Source organism: Enterococcus sp. DIV0802b (assembly GCF_050543535.1).
Lineage (GTDB): Bacteria > Bacillota > Bacilli > Lactobacillales > Enterococcaceae > Enterococcus_D > Enterococcus_D entomosocium.
Window position 1 is genome coordinate 1,053,018 of the sequence record NZ_CP172941.1, and the last position, 26,615, is coordinate 1,079,632.

Sequence of the window (26,615 nt, forward strand, 5' to 3'; positions counted from 1 at the left end):
TTCATGGCAGCCTTTGCTACTATTGAAGATCTATCAAACCTCTGGCGTGCGCTAAAACCAGAAGAAATCACGCGAGCTACTGAATTACTCAATATTGTTTCTGATTCTTTGCGAATGGAAGCCGATAAGGTGGGAAAAGATTTAGATAACATGATAAGCATGAAGCCTGATTACTTTTTGAATGTTGTCAAATCGGTAACTGTTGATGTTGTAGCTAGAACACTAATGACATCAACTGATCAGGAGCCAATGACCCAGTATGCAGAAGGAGCATTGGGTTATTCCGTTTCTGGATCGTACCTTGTGCCAGGTGGCGGATTATTTATTAAAAACAGCGAATTAAGCCGCCTTGGCTTAAGACGGCAGCGGATGGGAGTGATCGAACCTTATGGCACTTTTGAAAGGCATAACAATTCAATTGGTGGGTTTGACCAAGACGGGAACTGATCCATTCGGGAATCCAATCTACGAAGAAACAGATATTGATGTTGAAAATGTCTTGGTCAGCCCTACGTCCACTGATGATATTGTCAATCAACTTACTTTAACGGGCAAAAAAGCTGTATATACGTTGGCAATCCCTAAAGGAGATACTAATGATTGGGAAGACAAGGAAGTAAAATTTTTTGGGAGACGCTGGCGCACCTTTGGTTTCCCTATCGAGGGTATCGAAGATTTAATCCCACTTGATTGGAATAAGAAAGTGATGGTGGAGCGCTATGGCTAATTTGAAATTTAAATTAAATCGTAGTGGTGTTGCTAGTTTGATGAAATCAGCTGCAATGCAAGCTGTTCTTGAAGAAAAAGCAACTTCTGTGCGTAATCGTGCAGGAGAAGGCTATAAGCAAGATACGTTTGTTGGAAAGACCAGGGCGAATGCGATGGTTTATGCTGATACATATCAAGCGAAAAAGGACAACATGAAAAATAATACGTTGCTTAAGGCGGTGAGATAAATGATCGAAATTGTGATCAAGAATTTTCTAGATAGTCATTTGTCTGTGACGTCTTTCTTAGAAAAGCAAGGAGAGATGCCAGAAAGCTACGTTCTTTTTGAAAAGACTGGTAGTGGAGAAAATAATCAGATTTCTTCTTCAACGTATGCATTTCAAAGTTATGCACCAACATTATATGAAGCAGCTGTGTTGAATGCTGAATTAAAGGCAGTTTTAAAAGAATTGATTACACTTGATGAAATTAGCAGAATCAAGTTGAACAGTGATTATAACTATACGGATACAACTACGAAAGAATACCGATATCAAGCTGTTTTTGATATCACTCATTATTAGGAGGTAATAAAATGTCAGATGCAAAAAATGTATCAACAGCTAAACCCAAGGTAGGTGGAGCTATTTATTCGGCACCATTGGGAACAACAGTACCCAAGAATGCCAAAGAAGAATTGAATGCTGCTTTCAAACCTTTGGGTTACATTTCAGAAGACGGTATGACTAACTCAAATACTCCATCAAATGAAAATATTAAAGCTTGGGGAGGGGATACTGTTGCTTCGGTACAAACCGAAAAAGAAGACACTTTTACGTATACGTTGATTGAAGCAACAAACGTTGAGGTGCTTAAAGAAGTCTATGGATCAACAAACGTATCCGGTACTTTGGTCACTGGAATTACGATCAAAGCTAATTCGAAAGAACTAGAAGAACATGCGATTGTTGTTGATATGATTCTAAAAGGCGGAAACCTGAAAAGAATCGTTATTCCTAATGCGAAAGTATCTGAGATTGGAGAAATTAATTATACAGATGCGGATGCAGTAGGGTATGAAACGACTATTACGGCTGTTCCGTCAGATGAAGAAGGTAATACTCACTTCGAGTATATCCAAAGTCCTACTACATCAGGAGGCGAAACAGAATGATTAAAGGCAAAACAGATTCTGGATTTGTATACTCCATTGAAAAAAAGCGATTGGATAACTACGAACTTTTAGAAGTAATTACTGAAGTTGACGAAAATCCAACACTTATTCCCAAGGCCTTAAAGCTTTTGCTTGGACAAGAGCAAGCTAGTGCATTAAAAGAGCATGTACGTGATGAAGATGGTATTGTTCCAGCTGAAAAGATGGTAGAAGAATTGGGGAATATTTTTCAAAACCAAGCACAAACAAAAAACTCTTAGTCCTCGCTGGAATGATTAGTGTAGATGAAGATGCACTAGTTTGTGATTTGGCTGAAACTTATCAAATTTATGATTATAAACAGCTGCCAGCTTCTATGGTGGCTGTTTTTTCTTGCGGATTGAGAGAAACGTCCAGAATAAAAATGAAGCTAAGCGGACAAAAAATCCCTCTAGACACCATCCTTTTGGCAGGGATTAGTGATAATTTAAGACTTTTGCTATGGACGAAAACTAAAGATGGACAAAAAAATGTAAATCGACCTGAGTCCATACTGCATAAATTATCCGAAAATAATCCACGTGAGAAAGAAGAAATCATATTTGATTCTGGTGAGGATTTTGAAAAAATGAGACAGCAACTTTTAGGAAACACGATCCATGGAGGTGAATAAATGGCTATTGAGTTGGGAAGTGCGTACGTGCAAATTATGCCTTCTGCCAAAGGGATTAGTGGGTCAATTCAAAAACAACTTGATCCAGAAGCAGCTGCTGCAGGAGAAAGTGCTGGATTGAAGATTGGCACAGGAATTAAAGTAGCAGCAGCTGCGGCAGTTGCTGCTGCTGGTGTGGCATTAGGAAAAATAATATCATCTTCACTTTCAGAAGGTGCAAATTTACAACAATCATTAGGTGGTATAGAAACACTTTTTAAAGGTAGTGCAGATAAAGTTAAGAAGTATGCTGATGAGGCATATAAAACTGCTGGATTATCAGCAAATGATTATATGGAAAATGTCACAAGTTTCAGTGCGAGTTTATTGCAATCCATGGGTGGTGATACTGAAAAGGCAGCTGACAAAGCAAATATGGCAATGGTTGATATGTCTGATAATGCCAATAAGATGGGGACGAATATGGGCGATATTCAGAACGCCTACCAAGGTTTTGCCAAACAAAACTATACTATGTTGGATAACTTGAAACTCGGATATGGCGGAACAAAAACGGAGATGGAACGACTTCTTGCCGATGCTACTAAGTTGACAGGTGTTAAATACGACATCAACAATTTGAGTGATGTCTATAGTGCGATTCATGCAGTTCAAGAAGAACTAGGTATTACTGGAACAACAGCTAAAGAAGCTGCTGAAACATTTAGTGGATCGTTCACATCTATGAAATCCGCCTTTTCAAATGTGCTTGGTAATTTATCACTAGGAAGAGATATTGAACCCTCGCTGAAAGCTTTAGCACAGACTACATCAACATTTTTATTTGATAATTTTATTCCGATGGTTGGAAACATTCTAAAGGGATTGCCAGTAGTGTTTTCTACATTGTTTCAAGAAGCAGGTCCGAAATTCTTGGCAGGTGGTAAAGAATTGTTGAGCCAATTAGGAATCGGAATCGGGAGCGGCATGTCATCCTTATTGCCCAACATCCAAAAAACAATAGACCCTATAATCCAAGCATTTAGAACAGCTTTTGGTCAGCTACCCCAGTTGTTTCAAACTGTTGTGTCAGCAATAACTCCGATTATCAGTACAATTGCTACTGCATTTACTAAACTTGATTTTACTGGATTACAGGCTTTAATTTCTGCAATTATCCCAGCAATTACAAATGCTTTCAGTACAATGATGAGCATTGTCAGTCCTGCAATCGATATGGTAGTAAATTCTTTTGTGAAAATGTGGAATGCAGCTCAACCGTTGATAGCAGTTCTTGCGGATGCACTAATGCCAGTTTTACAAGTGGTTGGAGCATTTCTCGGAGGTGTATTTAAAGGAATTCTGATTGGAGTATCTGCCACATTCGATACTATAACTACTGCTATAGGATTTTTGACACCAGTAATCTCGTTTTTGGTAGATGCTTTTAAGGCATGTGTGCCGGCGTTGACTCAAGTTGCAGAATGGGTTGGGACAGTTATTGGCTACTTTGCAAATCTTGGGGGTGCAGGAACCTCTCTCAAGTCAATCTTGACTAGTTCTTGGAATAATATAAAAGCGATAATCTCGACTGTTGGAAAAAGCATAGGTTCTGTAATTACTTCAATAAGATCGTTCTTCACGAGTGCAGGGTCATCAGGGAATGTTTTGAAAAGTATGCTTAGTGCTGCATGGAATGGGATTAAAGCAGTAGTTTCATCTGTGGGAAATGTCATTGGAAGTGTGGTCAGCAGGATTCGTTCATTTTTCAGTGGGATGAGTAGTGCTGGTAATGCGATGAAATCTGGAGTATCAGGAGCTTGGAATGGTGTGAGGAGCGCCATATCTGGTGTAGCTTCAAGCATTAGTGGGATAGTAAATAATGTAAAAAATATATTTAATAGCCTTAAAAATATCAGTTTGAGTGGAGCAGGTAGGGCTATCATGAATGGGTTCCTTGGGGGATTACAGTCAGCATGGGGAGCAGTTAAAAACTTTGTAGGAGGTATTGCGGATTGGATCAAAAAGAATAAAGGTCCAATCAGTTACGATAAAAAATTATTGGTACCTGCTGGGAAAGCAATTATGAGTGGTTTTAATAATAGCTTAAAAGAAAACTTTAAGAACGTGCAAAAAAACGTTTCAGGTATGGCCGAAAAAATCAGTAATGAGTTTAGTCCATCAGGTCAGATGGTTCTTGAAGCAAGCAGAATAAGTAATTCAATAGCGGCAAGTCAATTAGCCAGTACAGCATATACACCTGAATTAGCAGGAAGTTCTTCTACAGATGGAAGCGTGTTTGAAATACCTGTGACAGTTGAAATAGAAGGCAGAAAAATGGGGAAAGCTACAGCTAAATTCACTTGGGAAGAGATTCAGAAGATGCAACGTAGGCAAAAGAGAAATCAGGAGGGGATTGTGTGATCAAAGTAATGTATGCAGGCTATGATATTACAGAAAATTTGATAGTGACTTCTCTTGATCGAGGTTTGTTACCAGAGATAGAATATAATACCAAAAAAGTTGGTCGATCTGATGGTGAAAAGTATGTTGATAGAACCATAGGAAGACGAACAATTCCAATGGGATTTGCATTGGTAGGTAATGTAAACAAAAAAAGACATATACTTGCAGAAATCATTGCTCAAAAAAAACCTCAACCATTAATTTTTAGTGACGAACCGGATAAACTATGGTATGCAATCCCAACTGGCGATGTTGGAATTGATGATATCGTTAGAGCAGGTAAGGGTACGATTAATTGGATTGTACCAGATGGTGTTTCTTATGATGTTAATCCTCGGATATTTTCTAATATCTCGATTGATAGTGCAGAGAATCAAGTATTAGATCCGGAATTTCGAAAGAAAGATAAGTATTACAAGCAATGGACCGCTCGATTAAATGAAACGAACGGTGCTCATAATATCTTGGGTGCTGATCTAAGTGATACAAACACTATTGCTGATAAAGGTGAAGTAAAATACAACGGCTCTTACATCATGCAAAATAGCAACAGTACAGCACGGAATTTACCTGAGCTGAAACAAGGAGATAAGGTTTGGGGACGTGTAGCACTAAGAATAGATAAGGCATTGCAAGGAGATACAAACGGATCAAAAAGTGCGGTTGCGGTGATTCAAGAATTAGATTATGCAGGCGGTAAGGTTCTTGCTTCTCATGAAGCGAAACCTGCCGCTTTAAATTTGGGCAATTTCCAAAATCTAGATATTAATTTTACTATTTCAAATCCAAATACCAAGGCACTAAATCTGATCACCTGTTTAGCATTAGGAAGTGCAGTTTCTTATTCAAAGCCGCAGTATAACTTAGGGGAAAAGCTCGCAGATTATGCCGAACCAACCGCTCAATTGGCAGATTATGTTGCTGTGACGAATCACGGAACATATAAATCTTGGCCAATTATTCGTGCAACGATGAACGGTGAAAATGGTCTTGTCGGTGTTGTCAATCAGAATGATGGAATATTGCAATTTGGGACCAGTGAGGATGTTGACATCGTAAAAGGAACTAGAACTGATAAAGTTTTGAGCGCCAATATGGAGCATAACGCTGATAAATTTGAGGTCAACAAAGGCGTACCAATCTATCCGTATTTTCTATATGATCCAGCAACCCCGAACATCATTGAGGGTGATATCGATTGGGATACTGATCCAAACGGAGCCCGCCCAATTTTTGGACCAAACAAAAAAGAAGTTTGGGCTGGACCAACGTTATATACACCATTAGCTAAAAACAGTGCAAACAAAGCAAATGGCGATTTCTTGCTACGTGCTCGTTTAAACTTTGAAGCAACAGCTAAACAAAGAGGACGGATATCACTAACTTTGCAAAGTGGAGATGAAGCAAAGCTAGGCATTGTCGTGCGTGATAGCTCAGGTGTTAAGTCAGAGCTGATAGTTGAGTTTTGGCACAATCAAACGATGATTCATTCGAAAACATTGGACAAAAAGGTGTGGACGTGGTCCTTTTGGGAGGCGTCCATTCAAAAGGTTAATGGTACGGATATTACATTTAAATTTTCTAAATGGAAATCGTTTAGTGGGGAAGGGATTATATCTTCACAGGACTATATTTTTCCAATTACAATTCCGGAATTAGCCACAACTGATATAACTGCGTTGAATGTGTGGTATCAAGCATGGGGCGGACAAGAACCAGCATTTATGGGATGTACGGATATCAAGTTTTACTGGAACAACGAAACAACAATCACGAATATTCCGAATCTGTTTGATGATGGGGACTTGCTAGAAATTGATGTGAAGGAACGTAAAATAATGCTTAATGGTGTTGAGAACCGCAAGCTGCATGCATTAGGAAACACTTGGGAACGGTTCGCAATTGAACCAGGAACCACAACTGTCATGCCAGCTGTGTCATCATGGGCAAACATGTGTGATTTTGAAGTAGAACTAAGGGGGGCATATATCTAATGGATTTTTACTTCACTGATCGAAAATTCAATCTCCTAGGGATCGCTTCTACAAGTACTGAAGCTCCAATAGCTATTTATAATGATCAAGATATTCTTAGTATAAGCGCTGCCTCTCGAACATTCGAAGGGACGCTTATTTTTTCGGCTAAAGAACGAGATCAAGTCAAATCTATGGCGAACTATGGAAACTATATTTTGTATAAAGATGAAAATGGCCAATCAAATTTTATGACGATCATGGAAATTGAACACGATCCGAAAGAGGGCGAACATTTCATTCGAGCCGAAGATGCAGGGATGGATCTGATCAATGGATTGGTGGATGCATATAGTGCAACCAAAGCGATGACATTTGCAGAGTATTTCAAACTTTTTGCCGGAGATACTGGCTTTGAAATAGGTATCAATGAAATCAGTAATCTCAGTCGCACGTTGAAATGGGAGAGTGAAAGCCAGACGATTCTAGCTCGTTTGCTTTCTTTGGCCACTCAATTTGATAATGCAGAACTGAGTTTTTCATTTGAAATCATTGGGACACAAGTTGTGAAACGATTTGTAGATGTTCGAAAGAAGCGTGGAGCGGATAATCGAGTTACCTTGTATATGGATAAAGATATCAATAATATTGTGACTAAAGCCAATATCTATGATTTATGTACAGCTATCGTGGCAACTGGTGGTACGCCAGATGGCAAGAATGAACCAATTAATCTAAAAGGGTATAACTACAAAGATCAAAATGGGCGTTTTGTTCTAAACAAGACAACTGGTGTCATGCAGGACATGGAGTCAGTGAAGATTTGGAGTCGATTACTATCAAACAATAATCCAAATCCAAATGCCGGACATATCCAACGTGTGAAAACCTACGAAACGACTGATCAAAAAACACTTTGCGACAATGTTATCCGGGAGCTTGAAAAAGCGAGTCAACCAGCGATCAATTATGAAACTGATATTGCAAATTTACCTGACAACGTAAAAATAGGCGATACGATTTATTTAGTTGATGAGGAAGAAGAACTTTTGTTGAGTGCCAGAGTATTAGAGTTAACACGTATCTACTCAACAAAGGAATATAAAGCTACTTTAGGGGACTATCTTATACAAGACGGTGGTATCAGTCAATCGCTCAAAGAGTTAGCTGATCAATTAAAGCAAGCAACTGCCTATGTTTGGATCCGTTATGCCGATGATGAGGAAGGGAATGGAATCAGTGCTTTGCCAGCCGGAAAAACCTATATTGCGATTAAGCAAGTGCTAGGTGTCCCAACAGCAAGTGATGATCCCTCAGATTATCGGGGACTTTGGGTAAAATTTGTGGGGGAAGGTGTACCTGGTCCTCCCGGAGAAAATGGTCAACCGACTTACACATGGTTAAAATATGCGGATGATTACCAAGGAACCAATATGACTGATGATCCAACCGGAAAATATTATATTGGACTGGCAACCAACAAATTGACCTCAATCGAATCAAATGATCCGGCAGATTACAAATGGCAGCTTGTCAAAGGCGAAGATGGGCAAGATGCACATATCTATCAAGCATACTCATGGAGTCCAGATGGTACCAATCGATTTACCATTCCGTATCCGAACGAAAATCTATTTCCGATCACCCGGTTTGAAAAAACTTCTGCACGTGAGTTTGTTAATGATGATCGATGGGATATGGCTCCGGTTTTTGAAGAGTTCGGAATAAAAAAGAAATATACAATTTCTTTTGATCTAAAGTCAGTAGTTGCTGGCCCGATTCAAATATATTCTCAAAATGGCAGTGGAACCAAATATAATATTGGTTCACAAAGTGTTCAAGCTACGAAAGAATATAAACGTTATAGCATTACTGTATGGCCAGATATTCAAACAGGCAGCACCCAGACCAAAGCGTTACTAGCTTTTTATGGCACGTATGATTCTGGAAGAATACCTACGGTTAAAAATGTAAAAATTGAATTAGGTGAGAAAGTTACTATTGATACACCAAATCCATCTGAAAGTTTTGTTGATGCCTATCCATCTTACGTCGGCACTCTCACAACCTTTGGTGATGTTCAATCAACAAATCCATCCGACTATATTTGGCAAAGAATTTTAGGTATGAATGGAGAAAATGGAAAAGATGGTATCGCAGGGAAAGATGGTGTTGGGGTTTCTGATACAAATATTACTTATGCTCAATCGACAAGTGGCACGTCAGCCCCAACTTCTGGATGGACTATACAAGTTCCGACATTAATTAAGGGTCAGTATTTGTGGACTAAAACTACTTGGACTTACACAGATTCTTCAATAGAAACTGGCTATACTGTTTCATACAATGCAAAAGATGGTAACAACGGAACTGACGGAATTGCGGGAAAAGATGGCGTAGGAATTTCAAGCACGAAAATTGAATATGTATCTTCAACTTCTGGGACTGTAAAACCAACTACTGGATGGACTACATCAATACCTAATGTACCAGCTGGATCTTTTTTATGGACCAAAACCACTTGGACATATACAGATGGAACAAATGAATCAGGTTATTCTGCAGCAAAAATGGGTGAAAAAGGGGACCAAGGTATCCAAGGACCTAAAGGATCTGATGGTCAAACATATTATACTTGGTTAAAGTATGCAGACACTCCTACTAGTGGAATGTCGGATAGTCCAACAGGAAAGACCTATATCGGATTGGCTTATAACAAAACGACAGCTACCGAATCAACAAACTATGCTGATTACACTTGGTCATTGATCAAAGGATCAGATGGTGCTCAAGGGCCGAAAGGAGATAATGGTCAAACGCTCTATACTTGGATTAAATATGCTACATCTTCTTCTGGCGCAGGAATGTCGGATAGCCCAACAGGAAAGACTTATATAGGTCTAGCGTACAATAAAACAACTGCAACTGAAAGTACTAATCCAGCTGATTATTCTTGGTCATTAATCAAGGGCGATAAAGGCGAAACGGGTGCAACTGGACCCCAAGGACCAACGGGACCAAAAGGTGATCGGGGTATTATGGGGGTTGCCTATATGCAACCTACTCAACCAGCCGATACCACAGAAGGAGCAACATGGTTTCAAACTGAATCAACCACGAGTGATAAAATTATTGCGGTATACACATACAAGAGTGGTTGGCAAAAAAAGAAATATGCTAGTGCAACTTTAGCAGTTGAATCTCTTGATGCACTAAGCGCTAACTTAGGTGAAATCACTGCCGGAATAATAAATGGAGTAGAAATTCAGGGAGACGGTCTATATTCTGAATATGATTATCAAATTGTATCTGGTGGAACGACTTGGCGAAAAGGTAAGTTATCAATGGCAGGTGGGTATTTTAGAAACGATTTTCAAACATATCTGAAAAGTAATGGATCTGTTCAAAATAATGGTTTCTCGCAATTTAGTCATGAAGACATTCAGTTTGTTGTTTTTCAAGGATCTCAAAGTACGAATGCAGATAGAACGTTATCAATTACCCCATATGCATTTACTATGACTGATAGCCGTGGTCTAGGTGGGAATCTAACTTTTCAAGATTTATATAGTATAGGAAAGACAGGAATTCCAGCAGCAAGCGGTTGGGAACAATATAATCCAAGCCCAGGTGCTTCGAATTATCCATCAGCAGAGCGTATGGGGCGTGTTGTTCAATTAGCTGGAGCGTTTAAGAATCTAAATCAATTAGCAGCAGGCGTAGAAAATGTTGTCATGGGCACTTTACCTGTGGGGTTTAGACCATCTACACCCGTTAACTTTATTGTCCAGGCATCTGGAACGAATATTTATCTATTAACGGTGCAGACAAATGGACAATTATTATTAGCACGTCACCGTGGATGGCAAGATGGCCAGTTCAAAGATAAAGCTGTTGGGGTTAATTCCTGGTTAAATATTGCATGTTGTTTTGCAGCAGCAGACGTATAAAAATAGGAGGAAAAAAATATGACTGATCAAGAAAAAATTGAAGAATTTAAAAGACTTTATACGGAGGAAATTTTGGTTAATGGTGGATCAATGAGTCCAGAACTTAGTCAATTATTCGATGAGGTACTAAGTATTTTCGGTGATAATCCTGCAAAGATGGATGCATTAATTGAAGAAATTCGAAATGAATATTATGGTCCTGAAGTAACTTTAGAAGATCGTGTTGCTACTTTAGAAGAAAAAGTTGCAAATATTGAAAAGCATTTATTTGGGTAATTTTATGGATGCTAAAGAAAGATATAAAGAACTCTACATTCAACATGTTATCAAAGAAAAAGGACCTTCTACTCCTGAAATGAGTGAACTATTCAATGTAATTCTAGAGGAGTTTAACGATAGCGAAATAAAGATGGATGCTTTTATTGAATCTATCATTGATGAAAATACTGTAAAAGAACCTACAGAAATCGATAAACTACGGCAAGAAAATGAAGAGCTGAAACAACGACAAGAAATGGCAGAAGAAGCGATACTGTCTTTGTCAGACATGTTGTTAAGTAGATAAGGAGTGGTTAACATGCAGATTTTTATAGAAAAAATCCTAGCTCTTCCTAATCTATGCTTGTTTTTTGATTACTGGTACATCTGGATTCCACTAATAGCTGTATTGGTGTATATCAAATCAAAACTAAGAAGGAGGCGATAAAATGAAATATTCAGCATTAGAAATGTTGTATGCGACTCATATCATTGAAGGCAAGCGTACAATTGAAAGTGTACCTTCATCAATTCGTGAAGATGTTGCAGAAATTGTTACAAACGCAAAAAAGCAAGAAGAAGCAAATTAATTATATATGCTGCAGTTGGAGCAATCGGCTTGTTAGTCGGTTGCTTTTTTAATTTAGGAAAGTAGGTGGCATATGAAAAATATAATTATCCTAAAATGGGATAGCCTAGTGTTAAGTATTGTTTCTATTTTATACGAAACGATGCTTCTTTTTTATCCACAAATCTTACAAGGATACCAAGTGTACGATTTAATTGACGAGCTATTTGACAACCAATTCATTGGTGCAGTGTTTATTATCTTAGGGTGCCTGAAGCTTATTGGAATCTGGTTAAACAACAAAAATGTCAAGTATGGATCGCTCATCTTACTTGCGACTGTATGGTCAGTCTTCTCAGTTTCTTTTCTTTTAACACCGCCACCAAATACTGTGTGGACTTTTTCTCTTGGAATGGCTGCTCTTGCTTTTGGAATAGCCCTAAAGGAGGGCTAGCATGGATGCACAGCAAATAACGTTGATTTTGGTAGCGTTGGTCACTTCAACTGGCACCTATCTTGCGACTAAATCGACGAACAAAGTCAGCTTGCAGAATGAGAATGTCAAGAATGCAAAGGCTTTATATGATCAGTATGTAGCGATAAATAAAGAGCTGCAAGACAAAGTTGATAAATTGGAAAAGAAAGTGGAGCAATTGCAAGAAAAATATGAGAAGGAAATTGCCTTTTACAAAGAGGAAATTGACCGATTGGAAGATGTTATAGATGTCTTGGAAGGCGAAAATGAAATATTAAAAAACGAGAACAAAATTTTGAAGGGTGGAAATTAAAATGGATTTAAATTTTTTACAGGAGTACCTAGTCCCAGTGATCGTCGTAGCGTGTTTGGTAGTGGGGTATTTGATCAAATCAACGCCAGTTTTTGCAGCAGTGGCCAATAACTACATTCCGTTAATCGTTATTGTTTTGGGAGCAATCTTAGGAGCAATTATCAATGGGTTGACAGTAGAGGCGATTGTTTATGGTGCGGTAAGCGGGATCGCTTCAACAGGAATGCACCAATTATTTGTACAACTATTAAATTTAAACGGTAAAAATCCACAAATTGATTATGGCGATGGTCAAGAGTTCACAGAAAAGAAGGAGTAGCTAAAGTGGCTGCTCTTTTCTTTCGTAGAAAGGAAGATAAACATGGGTGTATCAATAAATACAGTTTTAACTGAGGCTAGAAAGCTAATCGGAACAGTAATGGGGACAACAGCACATCATAATATTGTAGATCTCTATAATGCAACAAAACCTCTGCCTGTCGGGTACAAAGCAAAATACACAGATGATTGGTGCGATATTACTGTATCAGTGATTGGAATTAAAGCAGGCGCAACTGATTTGATTGGGCGTGAATGTGGCGTACAGCGTCATATTGATATTTTCAAATCAAAAGGTATTTGGATCGAAGACGGAAAGGCCACTCCTAAACCCGGGGATATTGTTGTTTTCAATTGGGATGATGTCACACAACCCAATGATGGATGGGCGGACCATATTGGATTCGTTGAATCTGTTTCGAATGGTGTAATCACTACAATCGAAGGGAATTACGGTCGTCAAGTAAAACGGCGTGTGATACCAGTAGGTTGGGGATATATTCGAGGGTATGCTCGTCCATCTTACGACGCTTCCGCATCATCTGGTGGCATAGCAGGACAAAAAACGATCGAAACAATCGCAAAAGAAGTGATCAATGGTGCTTGGGGGAATGGTGACAACCGTAAGAAGAAACTAGCAGCTGCAGGTTACTCTTATGATGCAGTTCAAAAGAAAGTTACCGAGTTATTAAAAGGATCTTCAAGCAATCAAGCATCAACCAATCCATTTTCCAATATCACTGTAAATGATAAGTGGGATACTGATCTAAACAAATACTTGCAAAGATATTATGGTCTGAAAACAGTAGATGGGATTATCTCTGGTCAAATTAAAGGCACTTGGAATGCAGGAATCACCGGTATCACCTTTGGTACTGGTGGTAGTGATCTAGTGGCAGCTATTCAAAAAGATCTAGGTATTACAGTTGATAGAAACATGGGTCCTGGAACTATTGGAAGTATGCAAAGTAAGGCAGGTACTACTAAAGATAAGGAAATCACGAATCCGTCTGCATTGGCTAAGAAAATCAAACAAAATCTAAAGTCAAAAGGAAAACCATGGTAAATAAATAAGCCCGCTTCTGCGGGCTTGTACATAGATGATATTCGTTTTACTTGCAGTAACCAGGTTTATCCTATAGATTAGTAGGTGCGTGCAATACTTTATGAAGAGTAGTTAGGCGGTGGAAACTTGGGGAAGTGCGCCTAACACTCTTCGATGTTTATTTTATCATTATTTCATTTTAATAAATATTATTGTTTAGAATATCGTCTAAAATACTTTTATGTTTTTCAGCATATTGTAATTGTAAATTCATGACACAATAGAGAAACTCCTTACTCAATTAGAGTAGGGGGCTTTTTTCATTGCTTCGAATTCAATCATAATCTTCGTTTTGCCAATCACCGTATACTTTTTCACAACAAATTGTTTCCTACTATTATACTCACCAGCAACCACAATTTGCATTCCTTCATCTACATCTGCCAAGAAGTTCAAACTATGCGCTGCAATCAAGCAATTCTCATTATCCAAAGAGAACCGCACCAAAGGGGTCTTGCTCATCTTCAACACACGTATCTTCGATACATAGCCTTTCATCGTTTTCATAACAATCGCCTCCGTAAGCTTGTACATAATAGCGACAATCCGTTTTACCTAATGCGATAGCAACATAAAACTCGATACATTTTGAGCCGTATAAAGCTTCCTGAGATTCAGAAATCGAATTCGGAAATTCATTTATAAACTCAGAGAGAGATAGGTAGCCTTGCTCGTATTGGCTGATGATATTCATATCAATTTCCGCCGGGTTTATACTTTGTATTAGGATCATATTTTCGAAGAATCTCGTCTTGCGTTCTAACGTGATCGAATAGATAATTGTCCCCGTCTTTCCTAAATACATAAGCTAATTCTTTTGGGTAACCACTATAGCTTGATGGTACGGTGAAATAGGGCTTACCAAAATTCTCCATTGTTATAACAAATTGATCATATAATAGATGAGCTGGGCCCATTCGTTCGATGAATTCATAATAGTAGCGTTCAAAAGCATATGTCCGCTGGTGCGCAAGTGGTATTTGCATATCAATCACTCCTTACAGGAATTATACGAACATTTGTTCTTTTTGTAAAGGGTGACAAACAATAAATGGGAAAAATTATTTTGCACCAATTTTGCATTAACCTTGAAAAAGAGCTTCTAAATCAATGATATTAAAGGGGGTTCTAGGCTTGTACTCTCCTTATACCAACGCTTTGGAGCGTTTAGCCTATCTTTCGAGATAGGCTTTTTTGTTTGTTGTGGGCAGAAGAATATAAATGACTGCCGAGGTTGATCGATAACCATCTGAAAAGCGATTAACTTACACTCGGTCTAGAAAACAGCATAATTGTTCCGTCAACTTGCCGATATCTTTTTTGCTTGTGGTCCTGCAACAAACGAAAAGAATCAATCGGGCAAACGTGATAAGGCGTATTCAATTTGTTCAGAAGTAAAGCCTTCAAAGGAAAGTTGGCTCGCCACACGCTCATCCGATAAGGATAAATTTTGCGAGTAGCGAATCGCTTTTTTCAATGCTTGCTCGTTCCAATCGGCATCCACGGTGGCTACGGCAAAGTCTGCTGCGCTCTCAGAAAAATCTTCATAGAGTAGTTGGCGTTTTAAGCTCGACTGAGAAAACGCATTGCTGGATAAGTATCTTTCTGCACGATTCAGTGCATTTCTTTCTTCACGAGAAAGTTCAGGTGTATGTTGCTCGTTGTTCGCGGGTTCTTCTTGTTGTGCGCTACTTGCTTCGTTGTTGCCAGCTTTTTGTTCTCCTTGTGGTTGTTCCATGGAAGCAGCGGCATCGCCAAAGGATTCGCTTTGCCTTGATTCGTTACGTAAAGAAAGGATTAATTGCGCAGTGATGCTATCGAAAGATGTCACATCTTGGTAGAAGGACAAGCCACCATAAGAAAACAAGGCAATAAAAGCGGAAGCGACAATGATCAAAACGTTTCGATCTCGTTTTGCATTTTGTTTTACTAGCCCAATATAAAATAAGACAATGCCAAAAACGAAACAGAACAATCCAATGAAAAACAAAATGGCGAAAAACGTAGCCATAAAAATTCCTCCTAAATAAAAGTCTCCTGAAAAGACAATAGTACTATGTTCTGTACCAGAAAACAGATTTGTCTTTTCATGAATAGAGGAAAAGGATGATTTGACAAATGTAACGTGTATGCTATTAATGGATCATTCATAAGTATTAAAGGAATGACGCTCAAGAATGACTAGTGAAATAGATGGTAAACTTAATAAAAGCACAGTTTTATCAGTAGGAGGCAAGAAGATGGATTTTGAAGAAAAAGATTATTTTATGCGTTATACAAAAGTTGCGGCACAGGGATTGAGTAAGTTTATTACGCAAGGATCTGTTGATGAAATCTTACAGCTAGATGAACAGCAAAGTGGACAGAAGCAAGAAGTGGATGCTGCAACAGACAAAAGCGAGCCAAAAAACAAGAAAGCACCTAGCTAATTATTTCCTTAGCGAGGTGCTTTCAGTACGAATCGGTATCCTTCATTTGGATAAACTCCTTATGCAGTTTTTTTCAATTCTTGTACAGCTTGCTCGATCGTAATTCCAGTCGCAAAATGATTCGCATCTTTTTTATCGAAAACGATAAATAAATTCAATTTGGTATCCAGAGTTACACGATATTGTAGATCTGTGTTATAGAATGTCATAGTCATTCTCCTTTCTTAAAACTTGTCATTGAAAGGCAACGGTTAGTTGATAACGAAATTCCATAGTTAGAATAACACTTTTTTTCACAATAGTCCAATAAAACTATCAAACGAACAAATCTGACTGATTATTTTCAGGAAATCAATGCTGAGAATGGAAGCAAAAGAAGTTTGCTGGAGTCAGTAAATTCGGGAAAAGTATCTTTGTATATTTTCAGAAAAATAGAATTCATAAAAAATTTCTTAAGAATTTTGAGGATAGCTATTTTCTTAGATAACAAATTTGTAAGATTGAGAGTATGAGATGATTGGAAACCTTGATATCATAAGGTTTATCTTCAAATTGTGTTTTGTGCAAAAATATATTGATTGTATTTTTTTGAAAAAGAGATCGTATCTCTTGAATTCTATGGTATGATTTACTCTAGAAAAATGAAAATGGATTATGAAAACGGATGTGAAAATATGTGCGGAATTGTCGGCTTTGTCAATTCAAAAGACCAAAAAGAAATCATTATTGAACGCATGATGGACCGGATCGTTCATCGCGGACCAAACAGTTCAGGGAAATTTACCGACGACCGAGTGGCATTAGGGTTTCGTCGTTTATCGATCATCGACTTAGAAGGTGGCTCACAACCAATTTTTAATGAGGATCGAACAAAAGTAATCATTTTTAATGGTGAAATTTACAACTTTCAAGTATTGCGTGAGGAATTGATCCAAGCAGGTCATGTCTTTTCTACCCATGCGGATACCGAAGTAGTCTTACATGGCTATGAAGAGTGGGGGATTGATGTTTTGCAGCGCCTGCGGGGAATGTTTGCTTTTGCCATCTGGGATACTCAAAAACAAGAGCTTTTCGGCGCGCGGGATCACTTTGGCATCAAACCGTATTACTATGCACAAATGAACGGCAGTTTCATGTTTGGCTCTGAAATCAAAAGCTTTTTGCCTCATCCAGATTTCAAGAAAGAATTAAACCAGGAGGCGTTGAAACCTTATTTGACGTTCCAATACTCGCCTTTGAACGGAGAAACCTTCTTTAAAGGCGTTCATCGTTTGCAAGAAGGGCATTATTATCTGTTTAATGAACAGGGATTGACGATCAAGCAGTACTGGGATGCAGATTTTTCAGTGAAAGAAAATCATTCAAGAGAAGAATGGGTCGATAAAATCGATCAAGCAGTCCAAGAATCAATTGCCGCTCATCAAATCAGTGATGTTGAAGTCGGCTCATTTTTATCCAGTGGTGTCGATTCAAGTTACGTGGCCTCGGTCTTGCGCCCAGATCACTCATTTTCAATTGGGTTTGATGACAAAACCTACAACGAAGCGATCGAAGCCCGCAAATTGACGGAAAAGCTCGGCTTGAACAACACAGCAGCGGTCATCGATGGTGAAATGTCCTTTGAGGCATTTCCGCTGATTCAGTATCACTTGGACGAACCGGATTCTAACCCAAGCTGTGTCCCTTTGTACTTTTTAGCCAACCTAGCAGCACAGCAAGTGCGGGTCGTTCAATCTGGGGAAGGGGCAGATGAATTATTTGCCGGTTATGCTGCCTATGGCTTCCACACAAACTCTAAAGCGGTTCGCGTTTTTGCCCAAGGCTTGAAAAAACTGCCGCAAAACATCCGCTTTCGTTTAGGGCGTCAAATCGGCAAAATGAAAAACTTCCATGGTCGAATTCATCTTTATGAAGCAACGGCACCTGCCCAAGACTTCTTTATCGGGCAAGCCCTGGTCTTTGAAGAAGAGGAAGCACTACAGCTTTTAAAACCAACGTATCAAAAAGGACCATCTGTTGCTGAAATCGTTGCGCCTCATTATGAGAAAGTCAATGGTCTCAAAGACGAGGTCAACAAGATGCAATATTTGGATCTTCATCAATGGATGCCGAAGGATATTTTGTTAAAAGCAGACAAAATGTCCATGGCGAGTTCTTTAGAATTACGGGTTCCGTTACTGGATATCGAGATGCAAAAACTGGCGCAAACGATCCCGACGAAATATTTGATCAATCAAAACAATACGAAAGATGTGTTTCGACAAGCGTCAAACCGTCATTTGCCAAAAGAATGGGCAAACCGTGAAAAGCTAGGCTTTCCTGTACCAATCAAGGCATGGCTGAAAGAAGGAACAGGGTATGAAGCAGTTAAAGCCCTTTTTGAGTCAGACTTTGCAGCAACCTTCTTTGATCAAACAGCGATTTTGCAAATGCTAGAAGACCATCGCCAAGGAAAACCGAATCTTCAGCGAAAAATCTGGACGATCTTTACATTCTTGACCTGGTACAAAGTATTCTTTATTGATGAATCGATTCCCGAAGCCAAAGAAATCGTTTATGAAACACTTTGATTTGAATATGGAAGCAAAAAAAAGCTGATGCGGACAATCCCGCATCGGCTTTTTTTATAGACCTAAATATTTTTCCAAGTAATCGACCATGCCATCTTCCGCATTGGTTTTGTCAGTAACATCATTGGCGATCGATTTTAATTGTTGCGTGCCATTTGCCATAGCAACGCCCCACCCCGCATAATCCAGCATCTCCAAATCATTGTGTTCATCACCAAAAGCGATGATATCTTGCCGATCCAAAGACAAAGAATCCGCGATCACCGAAAGACCAAGTGCTTTATGGACCCCTTTTGGTACGATCTCTAAGATGGCTTGAGGCCCGCCCCACGTGCGAACATCGACTGCATCGTCAAATTGATCCTTGATACGTAAAGAAACAGATTCTGCTAATTCATTTTCGGTTTTCACCAGTAATGAAGTGGGATCCGTTTTTAAATTTGCTAATAGATTTTTTTCGGAAGCATTACCCGAAAAGAAAAAGTGTTGATCAAATCCGCTTAGGTCATCGATGAAAAAGGTTTCACGATTTTCTGCTGCAACAAACGTCAGGCCCAGCTGCTCTTTTTGTGCCATGAGCTCAAACGCAATTTCTCGAGAGATCGAGTGCTCCATTTCGTTTGCCCAGACTTGTCGAGGTTTATGGACCAACCCACCGTTAAAATTGACCATTGGTGTTGTGAGCGCCAATTCTTTATAGAATTGATCACTCATACGAAAAGGTCTTCCTGTAGCGATGGTAACAAAGTGTCCCGCTTTGGTGGCGCGAACCAGTACCTCACGTGTGCGAGGGGAAAGTTGGGATTCAGTATTTAAGGTTGTGCCATCTAAATCAATGGCGATGATTTTTGGTTTCAAAAGACTCGCTCCATTCTCTTATGGTAGTGGCTTAAGTGTAACATATTTCTGTCATTTCACAATACAAGTAAGTTTTCGATAAGTTTTCATAATAGTTACAAAGTAAAACACGAACATTAAACGTTTTTGGTTCGTTTTATTCGGAAAAAGGTTTGAAAAGCGAAAATTATTCCCTTATAATTTGTAATTGTTCGATGAAAAGCGCAATTATTCATTTTTTCTTTTCATAGAAACGATTAAAGTTCAGGAGTGAAACATAACATGGAAAAGTTTTTCAAATTAAAGGAGAATAAAACGACGGTTTCCACAGAAGTGATGGCTGGGGTCACCACCTTCTTCGCGATGAGTTATATTTTGTTTGTGAATCCGACGATTTTATCTGCTGCAGGCATGCCGTTTCAAGCTGTTTTCCTAGCAACGATCATCGCTTCAGTGATTGGTACCCTGATCATGGGCTTATTTGCAAATGTGCCTTACGCGCAAGCACCTGGAATGGGACTTAATGCATTCTTCACCTTTACCGTTGTTTTTGGTTTGGGGTATACGTGGCAGCAAGCATTAGCGATGGTTTTCATCTGCGGCCTGATCAACATTTTTATCACGGTGACTCGAATCAGAAAAATGATCATTCATGCGATTCCAGAAAGCATGCAGCATGCAATCGGCGGCGGCATCGGGATCTTTGTGGCTTATGTAGGGATCAAAAATGCCAACTTGCTAAACTTCAGTGCAGACACTGCCGCAGTGACGGGTTCAGTTGTCGACGGTGAGACGATTGTGAGTGCCAATTTTAATGGGGGGATCGTCCCAGCTTTGGCGAATTTCAATAATGCACCTGTTTTGTTAGCAGTGATTGGTTTAGTAGTGACTACTTTATTAGTGGTGAAAAATGTTCGTGGGGCAATTATTTTTGGTATTTTAGGAACGACGATCATTGGTATTTTGATGGGTGTGGTGGATTTAAGTGCCATTGATTGGCACGGGAATTCATTAGGAAGTTCCATCAGCGAACTAGGAATCACATTTGGCGCTGCGTTTGGCTCTGAAGGAATGGGCTCACTATTCAGTGATTCTGCCAAAATCCCTCAAGTAATCATGACGATTTTAGCGTTTAGTTTATCAGATGTCTTCGATACGATCGGTACATTTATCGGAACCGGACGTCGTACAGGGATCTTTTCGAAAAAAGATGAAGAAGCGGTTGAAAACAGTAATGGGTTGAATACGAAGATGGATAAGGCTCTTTTTGCAGATGCCGTAGCCACTTCTGTAGGGGCCATCGTAGGGACCTCAAATACAACGACTTATGTGGAATCAGCAGCTGGCATCGGTGCTGGTGGACGCACGGGCTTGACTTCCGTTGTGGTGGCAGCACTCTTTGCGATCAGCAGTATCTTTTCTCCACTGATCTCAATCGTTCCCGCACAAGCGACAGCACCGGCATTGATCTTGGTTGGGGTAATGATGATTGCTTCTTTTGCGGACATCAAGTGGACTGATCTAGAAGAAGCAGTTCCAGCCTTCTTCGCGTCCATTTTTATGGGCTTGTCTTACAGTATTTCAAATGGGATCGCTGTTGGTTTCATTTTCTATGCATTAGTGAAAGTAGTGAAAGGAAAAGCCAACGAAGTGTCTCCGATCATCTGGGTCGTCAATGCGTTGTTTATCCTGAACTTTGTCATTTTGGCTTTGATCAGTTAAGTTTAATGATGAAAATCTTTCTGTATTTTAAATGCAGAAAGATTTTTTATTTGATTATTACTCACGATACGGTATAGTATTTGTGAAAGAAGGTTTGTAAATGAAGATTGATTGGAAACGAAATCTACTGATTTCATGGGTAGGTTGTTTTTTTACGGGTGCCAGTTTTAGTCTTGTCATGCCATTCATTCCCTTATATATAGAAGAGTTAGGCGCTCCAGAGAGTCAAATTGAGTTGTTTTCTGGATTAGCAATCTCAGTAACGGCGTTTGCGGCGGCTATCATTGCTCCAGTTTGGGGAAATCTAGCAGACCAAAAAGGTCGTCGTTTAATGATGATTCGCGCGGCTGCGGGGATGACAGTGACGATGGGTTCTTTGGCTTTTGTACCGAATGTCTATTGGTTATTGATCATGCGTTTCTTTACCGGAATTTTATCGGGGTATATTCCAAATGCGACTGCGTTGATCGCTTCGCAGGCGCCTCGAGAAAAAAGCGGTTGGGCGCTTGGGACATTGGCTACAGGAGCCATCGCAGGGAATTTGATTGGTCCTTCGATGGGTGGGGCGTTGGCGCAATGGTTTGGCATGAAAAATGTCTTTATTATCACAGGCGTTGTTCTACTAATCACGCTGTTGCTTACGATTTTTCTCGTTCAAGAAGATTTTGAGCCAGTTGAAAAGGGCGATCTGCTTTCCATTAAAGAAATTTTTGGTCAAATCAAAAATATGCAGTTGCTTGTTGGCTTGTTTATTACTTCCCTGATTTTACAGCTAGGTGTAACGAGCATCAGTCCGATCCTCACATTGTATATTCGTGATTTAAGCGGGGATACGGGCAATATTTTGTTCGTCAGCGGATTGATCGTCTCTGTTGCCGGTGTTTCAGCGATTATCTCCTCGCCGTTTTTAGGCAAAATCGGTGATCGTTATGGCAATCACAAAGTGCTGTTGGGGGGCTTAGTACTGTCATTTTTCTGTTTCATTCCGATGGGCTTTGTCTCTACTCCGTTTCAACTAGGCGTGTTGCGCTTCTTGCTTGGTTTTTCTACCGGTGCCTTGATGCCGTCCATCAATACACTGATCAGCAAGATCACTCCAATGGAAGGGGTCAGCCGTATCTATAGCTACAACCAAATGTTCTCCAACTTTGGGCAAGTGTTAGGTCCAATGGTCGGCTCAACGGTGGCAGCCGGTTTTGGCTATCCAGCCGTCTTTTGGGTGACGAGCGGGTTTGTACTGATCAATATTTTTATCTCAGGATTTAATTTCCGTAAAAGCTTACGTAAAACGGACATCAGTGAATAGTTGAAAAGAAAAAAAAACCAGTTACAATAAAGGTAACTGGTTTTTTTTTAATGGCTTGTCTTTTCAGGCGCTGGTGCGATAATACCAACAAGAATGATCACCACACCTGTGACCAAAGAGATGATTGAAGTTAATTGAAAATCATAAGTTGCTCCAGCAAGTGAGCTGCCTAGATAGCCAACGACTTGACCTAATACAAAAGTCCAAAATAAAGTGACTAGGTAACGCATGACGACACCTCTTTTCTGCGTATCTTCCATTTCGACTTTAGTTTATCACAAAAATATTTATTGTAAAGATTTTCACTTTTTCATTTTGTTTTTCAAATCTATTTACTAGCAGAAAGAAAGAGAATTTTCATTTTTGGAGGGATTTCAATGTATTCACAGCTCACCACCTTAAGCGCCTATTCGTTGCTGCAAAGTACGATCAAAATTCCTCACTATATAGAGCAAGCCAAAAAGATGGGCTATCAGACATTGGGGCTGACCGATCATAATGTTCTCTATGGCGCGGTCGAGTTTTATCAACAATGCCTAGCACAGGGCATCAAGCCGATTTTTGGCGCTTTGTTCGACTGTACCTTCGGAGAGGGATCAATGTCCTTTCCATTGTACGTATTTGCAAAAAACCTCAAGGGCTATCAAACCTTGATGCGTTTATCAAGTGAAAAAATGATCACCGAGCAGTTGAATTTAGCTGCTTGTGATTCTTTGCAGGATCTCTTTGGTTTGCTGCCTGAAGGCGAGGGGTTTCTGCCTTCTCAGCACGATGATCTAGAAGCCAATCAAGAAGCACTGCGAGCAATCAGCCATAAATTTGATTCTGAGAGCTTGTTTTTAGGGATTACTAGCAAAGGGCTAGATCCAGAAACGATCGCTTGGTTTAACGAGCAAAACATTGCACCATGTGCGTATCAACCCATCGCGGCTTTAGCACAAGAAGAAGCCTTTGCAGTCAAAGTGATGACCCATATCAAAGATGGTTCGCAAATTGAAGACTTTCGTCAGGCAAAAGAGCAAGCGACTACACAGCTTTTTTTACAATCGGCAGACCAATTGACTGCGTCATTTGGCGAAGCGTCGCAGGCATTGATGAATAATCAGCGGATTGCAGCTGAATGCGCCGTCGAGCTGCCACTGCATCAGCGGCTATTGCCTCATTACCCGTTACCAGCAGAAGAAAATGCTGCGGACTATTTGCGCAAAATTTGTTTTGAACGTCTGCCTCAGCGTGTTGCTCACGTTACATCGGCGTACGAACAGCGTTTGGATTATGAGTTGTCTGTCATCCATAAGATGGGCTTTGATGATTACTTCTTGATTATTTGGGACGTCATGGACTTTGCCCACCAACAAGAAATCGTTACCGGAGCTGGACGGGGATCCGCTGCCGGAGCACTGGTGGCGTATGTTTTATCTATCACCGACGTGGATCCAATCAAATACGATCTTTTGTTTGAACGATTCTTGAATCCAGAACGTTACACGATGCCTGATATTGATTTAGATATTCCTGACAATCGCAGAGACGAGATTTTACAGTATGTGCGCCAAAAATATGGGCAAGAATATATGGCACAGATTGCCACGTTTGGTACCATGGCGGCCAAAATGGTTTTGCGAGATGTTTCTCGGGTCTTTGGTCTCTCGCAAAGTGAAGCTAATCGCTGGTCAAAAGCCATCCCCAATGCCTTGAAAATGACCTTAGATCTTGCTTATGAACAATCCAATCAGCTGCGAGAGCTGGTTTCGTTCAATGAGCGGAATCAAGTAATGTTTCAAGTCGCCAAAATCTTAGAAGGACTGCCCCGTCACGTATCGACCCATGCCGCCGGTGTGGTGATCAGTGACAAGAATCTGCTTGATTTGGTGCCTTTGCAAGAAGGCAGCGATGGGATTTGGCTGACCCAGTTTACCATGAATGACGTGGAAGCCATTGGCCTATTGAAGATGGATTTTTTAGGTTTGAGAAACTTGTCGATCATTGATAATACCTTGAAAGGTATCAAACGAATCAGCCAACAAATCGTAACCCAAAAAGAGATTCCTCTTGATGATCCAGCAACATTGCGTTTGTTTCAAAAAGGGGAGACGGCAGGGATCTTCCAATTTGAATCAGCGGGAATACGCAATGTCTTGCGCAAGCTAGGGCCAGAAAGTATCGAAGACATTGCTGCAGTCAATGCCTTGTATCGCCCGGGACCGATGCAAAATATTGATACTTTTATCAAGCGGAAAAAAGGACAAGAGCGGGTCTCTTATCCGGATGACAGCTTGATTCCAATCTTGCAAAACACTTACGGAATCATTGTTTATCAAGAACAGATCATGCAAGTAGCTTCCAAAATGGCTGGTTTTAGCCTAGGACAGGCAGATATTTTGCGGCGAGCAATCAGTAAAAAGAAAAAAGACGTGTTGGATGAAGAACGTCGCCATTTTGTGCAAGGTGCGTTGGCCAATCATTATGACGAGAAGACCGCCAATTTGGTCTATGACTATATTGAGCGCTTCGCCAACTATGGGTTTAACCGTTCCCATGCGTTTGCCTATTCCTTTATCGGCTTTCAAATGGCGTACTTGAAAGTGCACTATCCGGCACCTTTTTTTGCTTCGATCCTACACTCGGTACGCAACACCGCCAGCAAAATGAAAGAATATTTAAATGAAGCCGCACGTTATGGCGTAGAAGTACTGCCGCCTTCGATCAATGCCAGTGGGTTTAGTTTTCAACTGCAAAATGAAAAACAAATTCGTTTTGGTTTCAGCAGTATCAAAGGAATCCGACGCGACATGATCCAAGACATTTTGGCAGAAAGAAAAGAGCATGGTAATTTCACGTCTATGGATCAATTTTTGCTTCGCTTAAATCAGCGTAACAGCAAGTGGTTAAAGTTGGACTATTTATTGCCGCTTTTGAGCATCGGTGTATTCGATGTGATTGCGCCTAATCGAAAACAAGCATTGATCCAACTAGAAGGGAAAATCCAAAATATTACTTATAGTGGCGGCAGTTTGGATCTCTTAGAAACCATGGCTTTAAAAGAAGAAGCCGTTGCCGATTACAAACTGGAAGAGAAACTGGCTTTGGAAGAAGAATACTTAGGTGTTTATTTGTCTGGCCATCCCGTAGAACAGTTTCAAAAATTGCATCAATTAAAACAAATCACCGATATTGCCGATCTGGTTCCGAATGAACGGGTCCGCATCCTTTTGTATGTCCGCAAGATTCGGGAGATACGTACAAAAAAAGGCGAACAGATGGCATTTGTTGAAGGAACGGATGCTAGCAAAGAAGTTTCAGTAACGATTTTTCCCATCGTTTATCGACAAGTGCGTTCCTTGATCGAAGAAAATGCTGTTCTCTATATTGAAGGAAAGGTCGAGGTAAGTCGTTACAATGGTGAAATCCAACTCATTGCTGATAAAATAGACTTAGCAGAAAACGTTCAAAATAAAATTGCGCCACAAACTTGCTACTTAAAGATTTCTGCTGAAGCCGAAACGTCGCACCTGCAAGCATTGTCGAAGGAAATGAAGCAGCATCAAGGAAATATTCCAGTGGTGATGTTTTATGAAAGTAGTGGCAAAAAAGTGTTATTAGCAGAAGAAAACTGGGTAACGGATGAGCCGAACTTTGTCACACAACTGAAGGCATTATTAGGAAATGGAAATGTAATTTTCAAGTAATTTTCCGAAAACGATAATTCAACTTACACTTTTTTCAACTTTTTCCCACTATTTCAAGACATTTTCATGGAATAATGGTAGAATATGTCTCGTGGTTATTACTTGAAAACTAGCAAACAGGGG

General features: G+C 39.8%; 28 protein-coding genes. 22 read left to right on the forward strand and 6 right to left on the reverse strand.

The annotated features are described in order from the left end of the window. Nucleotides 1–3 precede the first annotated feature (3 nt). From IGJ12_RS04890 to IGJ12_RS04970, 17 genes are all read left to right on the forward strand, one after another. On the forward strand, nt 4–447 hold the full coding sequence (locus IGJ12_RS04890; RefSeq protein WP_430619417.1) for a phage Gp19/Gp15/Gp42 family protein: 444 nt from the start codon (nt 4–6) through the stop codon (nt 445–447). Beyond that, the gene (locus IGJ12_RS04895) at nt 389–727 is read left to right on the forward strand and encodes a hypothetical protein (RefSeq protein WP_430619418.1); all 339 of its coding nucleotides are present in this window, start codon (nt 389–391) and stop codon (nt 725–727) included. The genes IGJ12_RS04890 and IGJ12_RS04895 overlap by 59 nt, the downstream gene beginning before the upstream one ends. Further along, nucleotides 720–956 (forward strand): hypothetical protein, encoded by a 237-nt coding sequence (locus IGJ12_RS04900; RefSeq protein ID WP_142972047.1) that lies wholly within the window; start codon nt 720–722, stop codon nt 954–956. Before IGJ12_RS04895 ends, IGJ12_RS04900 begins: the two co-directional genes overlap by 8 nt. Further along, entirely contained in the window at nt 957–1,292 is a 336-nt protein-coding gene (locus IGJ12_RS04905; RefSeq protein ID WP_430619419.1) for a hypothetical protein, read from the forward strand. Nucleotides 1,293–1,303: 11 nt separating this feature from the next. Further along, on the forward strand, nt 1,304–1,882 hold the full coding sequence (locus tag IGJ12_RS04910) for a phage tail protein (RefSeq protein WP_430619420.1): 579 nt from the start codon (nt 1,304–1,306) through the stop codon (nt 1,880–1,882). Then, nucleotides 1,879–2,142, forward strand: coding sequence for a hypothetical protein (locus tag IGJ12_RS04915; protein WP_430619421.1), 264 nt, complete (start codon nt 1,879–1,881; stop codon nt 2,140–2,142). The genes IGJ12_RS04910 and IGJ12_RS04915 overlap by 4 nt, the downstream gene beginning before the upstream one ends. An 11-nt stretch (nt 2,143–2,153) precedes the next feature. Continuing rightward, entirely contained in the window at nt 2,154–2,534 is a 381-nt protein-coding gene (locus IGJ12_RS04920) for a DUF5361 domain-containing protein (protein WP_156237023.1), read from the forward strand. Beyond that, complete coding sequence (locus IGJ12_RS04925; protein ID WP_430619422.1) at nt 2,535–4,937, forward strand: phage tail protein; 2,403 nt, start codon at nt 2,535–2,537, stop codon at nt 4,935–4,937. After that, nucleotides 4,934–6,973 (forward strand): distal tail protein Dit, encoded by a 2,040-nt coding sequence (locus IGJ12_RS04930; RefSeq protein WP_430619423.1) that lies wholly within the window; start codon nt 4,934–4,936, stop codon nt 6,971–6,973. The genes IGJ12_RS04925 and IGJ12_RS04930 overlap by 4 nt, the downstream gene beginning before the upstream one ends. Then, a complete protein-coding gene (locus IGJ12_RS04935; protein WP_430619424.1) occupies nt 6,973–10,902 on the forward strand; it encodes a phage tail spike protein in 3,930 nt (1,309 codons plus the stop codon). The genes IGJ12_RS04930 and IGJ12_RS04935 overlap by 1 nt, the downstream gene beginning before the upstream one ends. Nucleotides 10,903–10,920: 18 nt before the next feature. Continuing rightward, nucleotides 10,921–11,178 (forward strand): hypothetical protein, encoded by a 258-nt coding sequence (locus IGJ12_RS04940; RefSeq protein ID WP_430619425.1) that lies wholly within the window; start codon nt 10,921–10,923, stop codon nt 11,176–11,178. A 4-nt stretch (nt 11,179–11,182) separates the two neighbouring features. Continuing rightward, nucleotides 11,183–11,467: a hypothetical protein gene (locus IGJ12_RS04945; protein WP_156237019.1), complete on the forward strand. Its 285-nt coding sequence runs from the start codon at nt 11,183–11,185 to the stop codon at nt 11,465–11,467. 142 nt (nt 11,468–11,609) lie between these two features. After that, complete coding sequence (locus IGJ12_RS04950; protein ID WP_311824819.1) at nt 11,610–11,750, forward strand: CD1375 family protein; 141 nt, start codon at nt 11,610–11,612, stop codon at nt 11,748–11,750. Between the two features lie 72 nt (nt 11,751–11,822). Beyond that, nucleotides 11,823–12,182 (forward strand): hypothetical protein, encoded by a 360-nt coding sequence (locus IGJ12_RS04955; protein WP_430619426.1) that lies wholly within the window; start codon nt 11,823–11,825, stop codon nt 12,180–12,182. A 1-nt stretch (nt 12,183) separates the two neighbouring features. Next, entirely contained in the window at nt 12,184–12,516 is a 333-nt protein-coding gene (locus tag IGJ12_RS04960) for a hypothetical protein (protein WP_311824817.1), read from the forward strand. Nucleotide 12,517: 1 nt separating this feature from the next. Further along, nucleotides 12,518–12,835 (forward strand): phage holin family protein, encoded by a 318-nt coding sequence (locus tag IGJ12_RS04965; protein ID WP_430619427.1) that lies wholly within the window; start codon nt 12,518–12,520, stop codon nt 12,833–12,835. A gap of 42 nt (nt 12,836–12,877) precedes the next feature. Next, complete coding sequence (locus IGJ12_RS04970) at nt 12,878–13,900, forward strand: CHAP domain-containing protein (protein ID WP_430619428.1); 1,023 nt, start codon at nt 12,878–12,880, stop codon at nt 13,898–13,900. A 276-nt stretch (nt 13,901–14,176) separates the two neighbouring features. Here IGJ12_RS04970 and IGJ12_RS04975 read toward each other — a convergent pair whose 3' ends face one another. The 3 genes from IGJ12_RS04975 to IGJ12_RS04985 all read right to left on the reverse strand — a co-directional run bounded on the left by IGJ12_RS04975 (nt 14,177) and on the right by IGJ12_RS04985 (nt 15,950). Continuing rightward, on the reverse strand, nt 14,177–14,446 hold the full coding sequence (locus IGJ12_RS04975; RefSeq protein WP_325843732.1) for a hypothetical protein: 270 nt from the start codon (nt 14,444–14,446) through the stop codon (nt 14,177–14,179). Between the two features lie 188 nt (nt 14,447–14,634). Beyond that, nucleotides 14,635–14,925, reverse strand: a complete 291-nt coding sequence (locus IGJ12_RS04980; RefSeq protein WP_325843731.1) for a DUF5960 family protein — start codon at nt 14,923–14,925, stop codon at nt 14,635–14,637. A 365-nt stretch (nt 14,926–15,290) separates the two neighbouring features. After that, nucleotides 15,291–15,950, reverse strand: coding sequence for an Ltp family lipoprotein (locus IGJ12_RS04985; RefSeq protein WP_430619429.1), 660 nt, complete (start codon nt 15,948–15,950; stop codon nt 15,291–15,293). A gap of 229 nt (nt 15,951–16,179) precedes the next feature. Between IGJ12_RS04985 and IGJ12_RS04990 the strand changes: the two genes are divergently transcribed. Further along, the gene (locus IGJ12_RS04990) at nt 16,180–16,368 is read left to right on the forward strand and encodes a hypothetical protein (RefSeq protein WP_034872503.1); all 189 of its coding nucleotides are present in this window, start codon (nt 16,180–16,182) and stop codon (nt 16,366–16,368) included. 59 nt (nt 16,369–16,427) lie between these two features. Here the strand turns inward: IGJ12_RS04990 and IGJ12_RS04995 are convergent, their stop codons facing one another. Beyond that, a complete protein-coding gene (locus IGJ12_RS04995) occupies nt 16,428–16,577 on the reverse strand; it encodes a hypothetical protein (protein ID WP_005229155.1) in 150 nt (49 codons plus the stop codon). A 465-nt stretch (nt 16,578–17,042) separates the two neighbouring features. Here IGJ12_RS04995 and asnB point away from each other — a divergent pair, with 465 nt between their 5' ends. Then, nucleotides 17,043–18,938, forward strand: coding sequence for an asparagine synthase (glutamine-hydrolyzing) (gene asnB, locus IGJ12_RS05000; protein ID WP_061054487.1), 1,896 nt, complete (start codon nt 17,043–17,045; stop codon nt 18,936–18,938). A gap of 54 nt (nt 18,939–18,992) precedes the next feature. On the opposite strand, the gene IGJ12_RS05005 is transcribed toward asnB, so the two are convergent. Beyond that, a complete protein-coding gene (locus IGJ12_RS05005; RefSeq protein WP_005229159.1) occupies nt 18,993–19,796 on the reverse strand; it encodes a Cof-type HAD-IIB family hydrolase in 804 nt (267 codons plus the stop codon). A 261-nt stretch (nt 19,797–20,057) separates the two neighbouring features. On the opposite strand from IGJ12_RS05005, the gene IGJ12_RS05010 reads away from it, so the two are divergent. Together IGJ12_RS05010 and IGJ12_RS05015 are read left to right on the forward strand one after the other, a co-directional pair. Next, a complete protein-coding gene (locus IGJ12_RS05010) occupies nt 20,058–21,497 on the forward strand; it encodes an NCS2 family permease (RefSeq protein WP_430619430.1) in 1,440 nt (479 codons plus the stop codon). A gap of 100 nt (nt 21,498–21,597) precedes the next feature. After that, nucleotides 21,598–22,803: a multidrug efflux MFS transporter gene (locus IGJ12_RS05015; RefSeq protein WP_016619879.1), complete on the forward strand. Its 1,206-nt coding sequence runs from the start codon at nt 21,598–21,600 to the stop codon at nt 22,801–22,803. A gap of 47 nt (nt 22,804–22,850) precedes the next feature. Here the strand turns inward: IGJ12_RS05015 and IGJ12_RS05020 are convergent, their stop codons facing one another. Further along, nucleotides 22,851–23,033, reverse strand: coding sequence for a YjzD family protein (locus tag IGJ12_RS05020; protein WP_008377814.1), 183 nt, complete (start codon nt 23,031–23,033; stop codon nt 22,851–22,853). A 147-nt stretch (nt 23,034–23,180) separates the two neighbouring features. Here IGJ12_RS05020 and dnaE point away from each other — a divergent pair, with 147 nt between their 5' ends. Further along, nucleotides 23,181–26,492 carry a DNA polymerase III subunit alpha gene (gene dnaE / locus IGJ12_RS05025; RefSeq protein WP_087664367.1) on the forward strand — a complete coding sequence of 1,104 codons (3,312 nt, stop codon included), beginning with the start codon at nt 23,181–23,183 and terminating at the stop codon, nt 26,490–26,492. Nucleotides 26,493–26,615 lie beyond the last annotated feature (123 nt).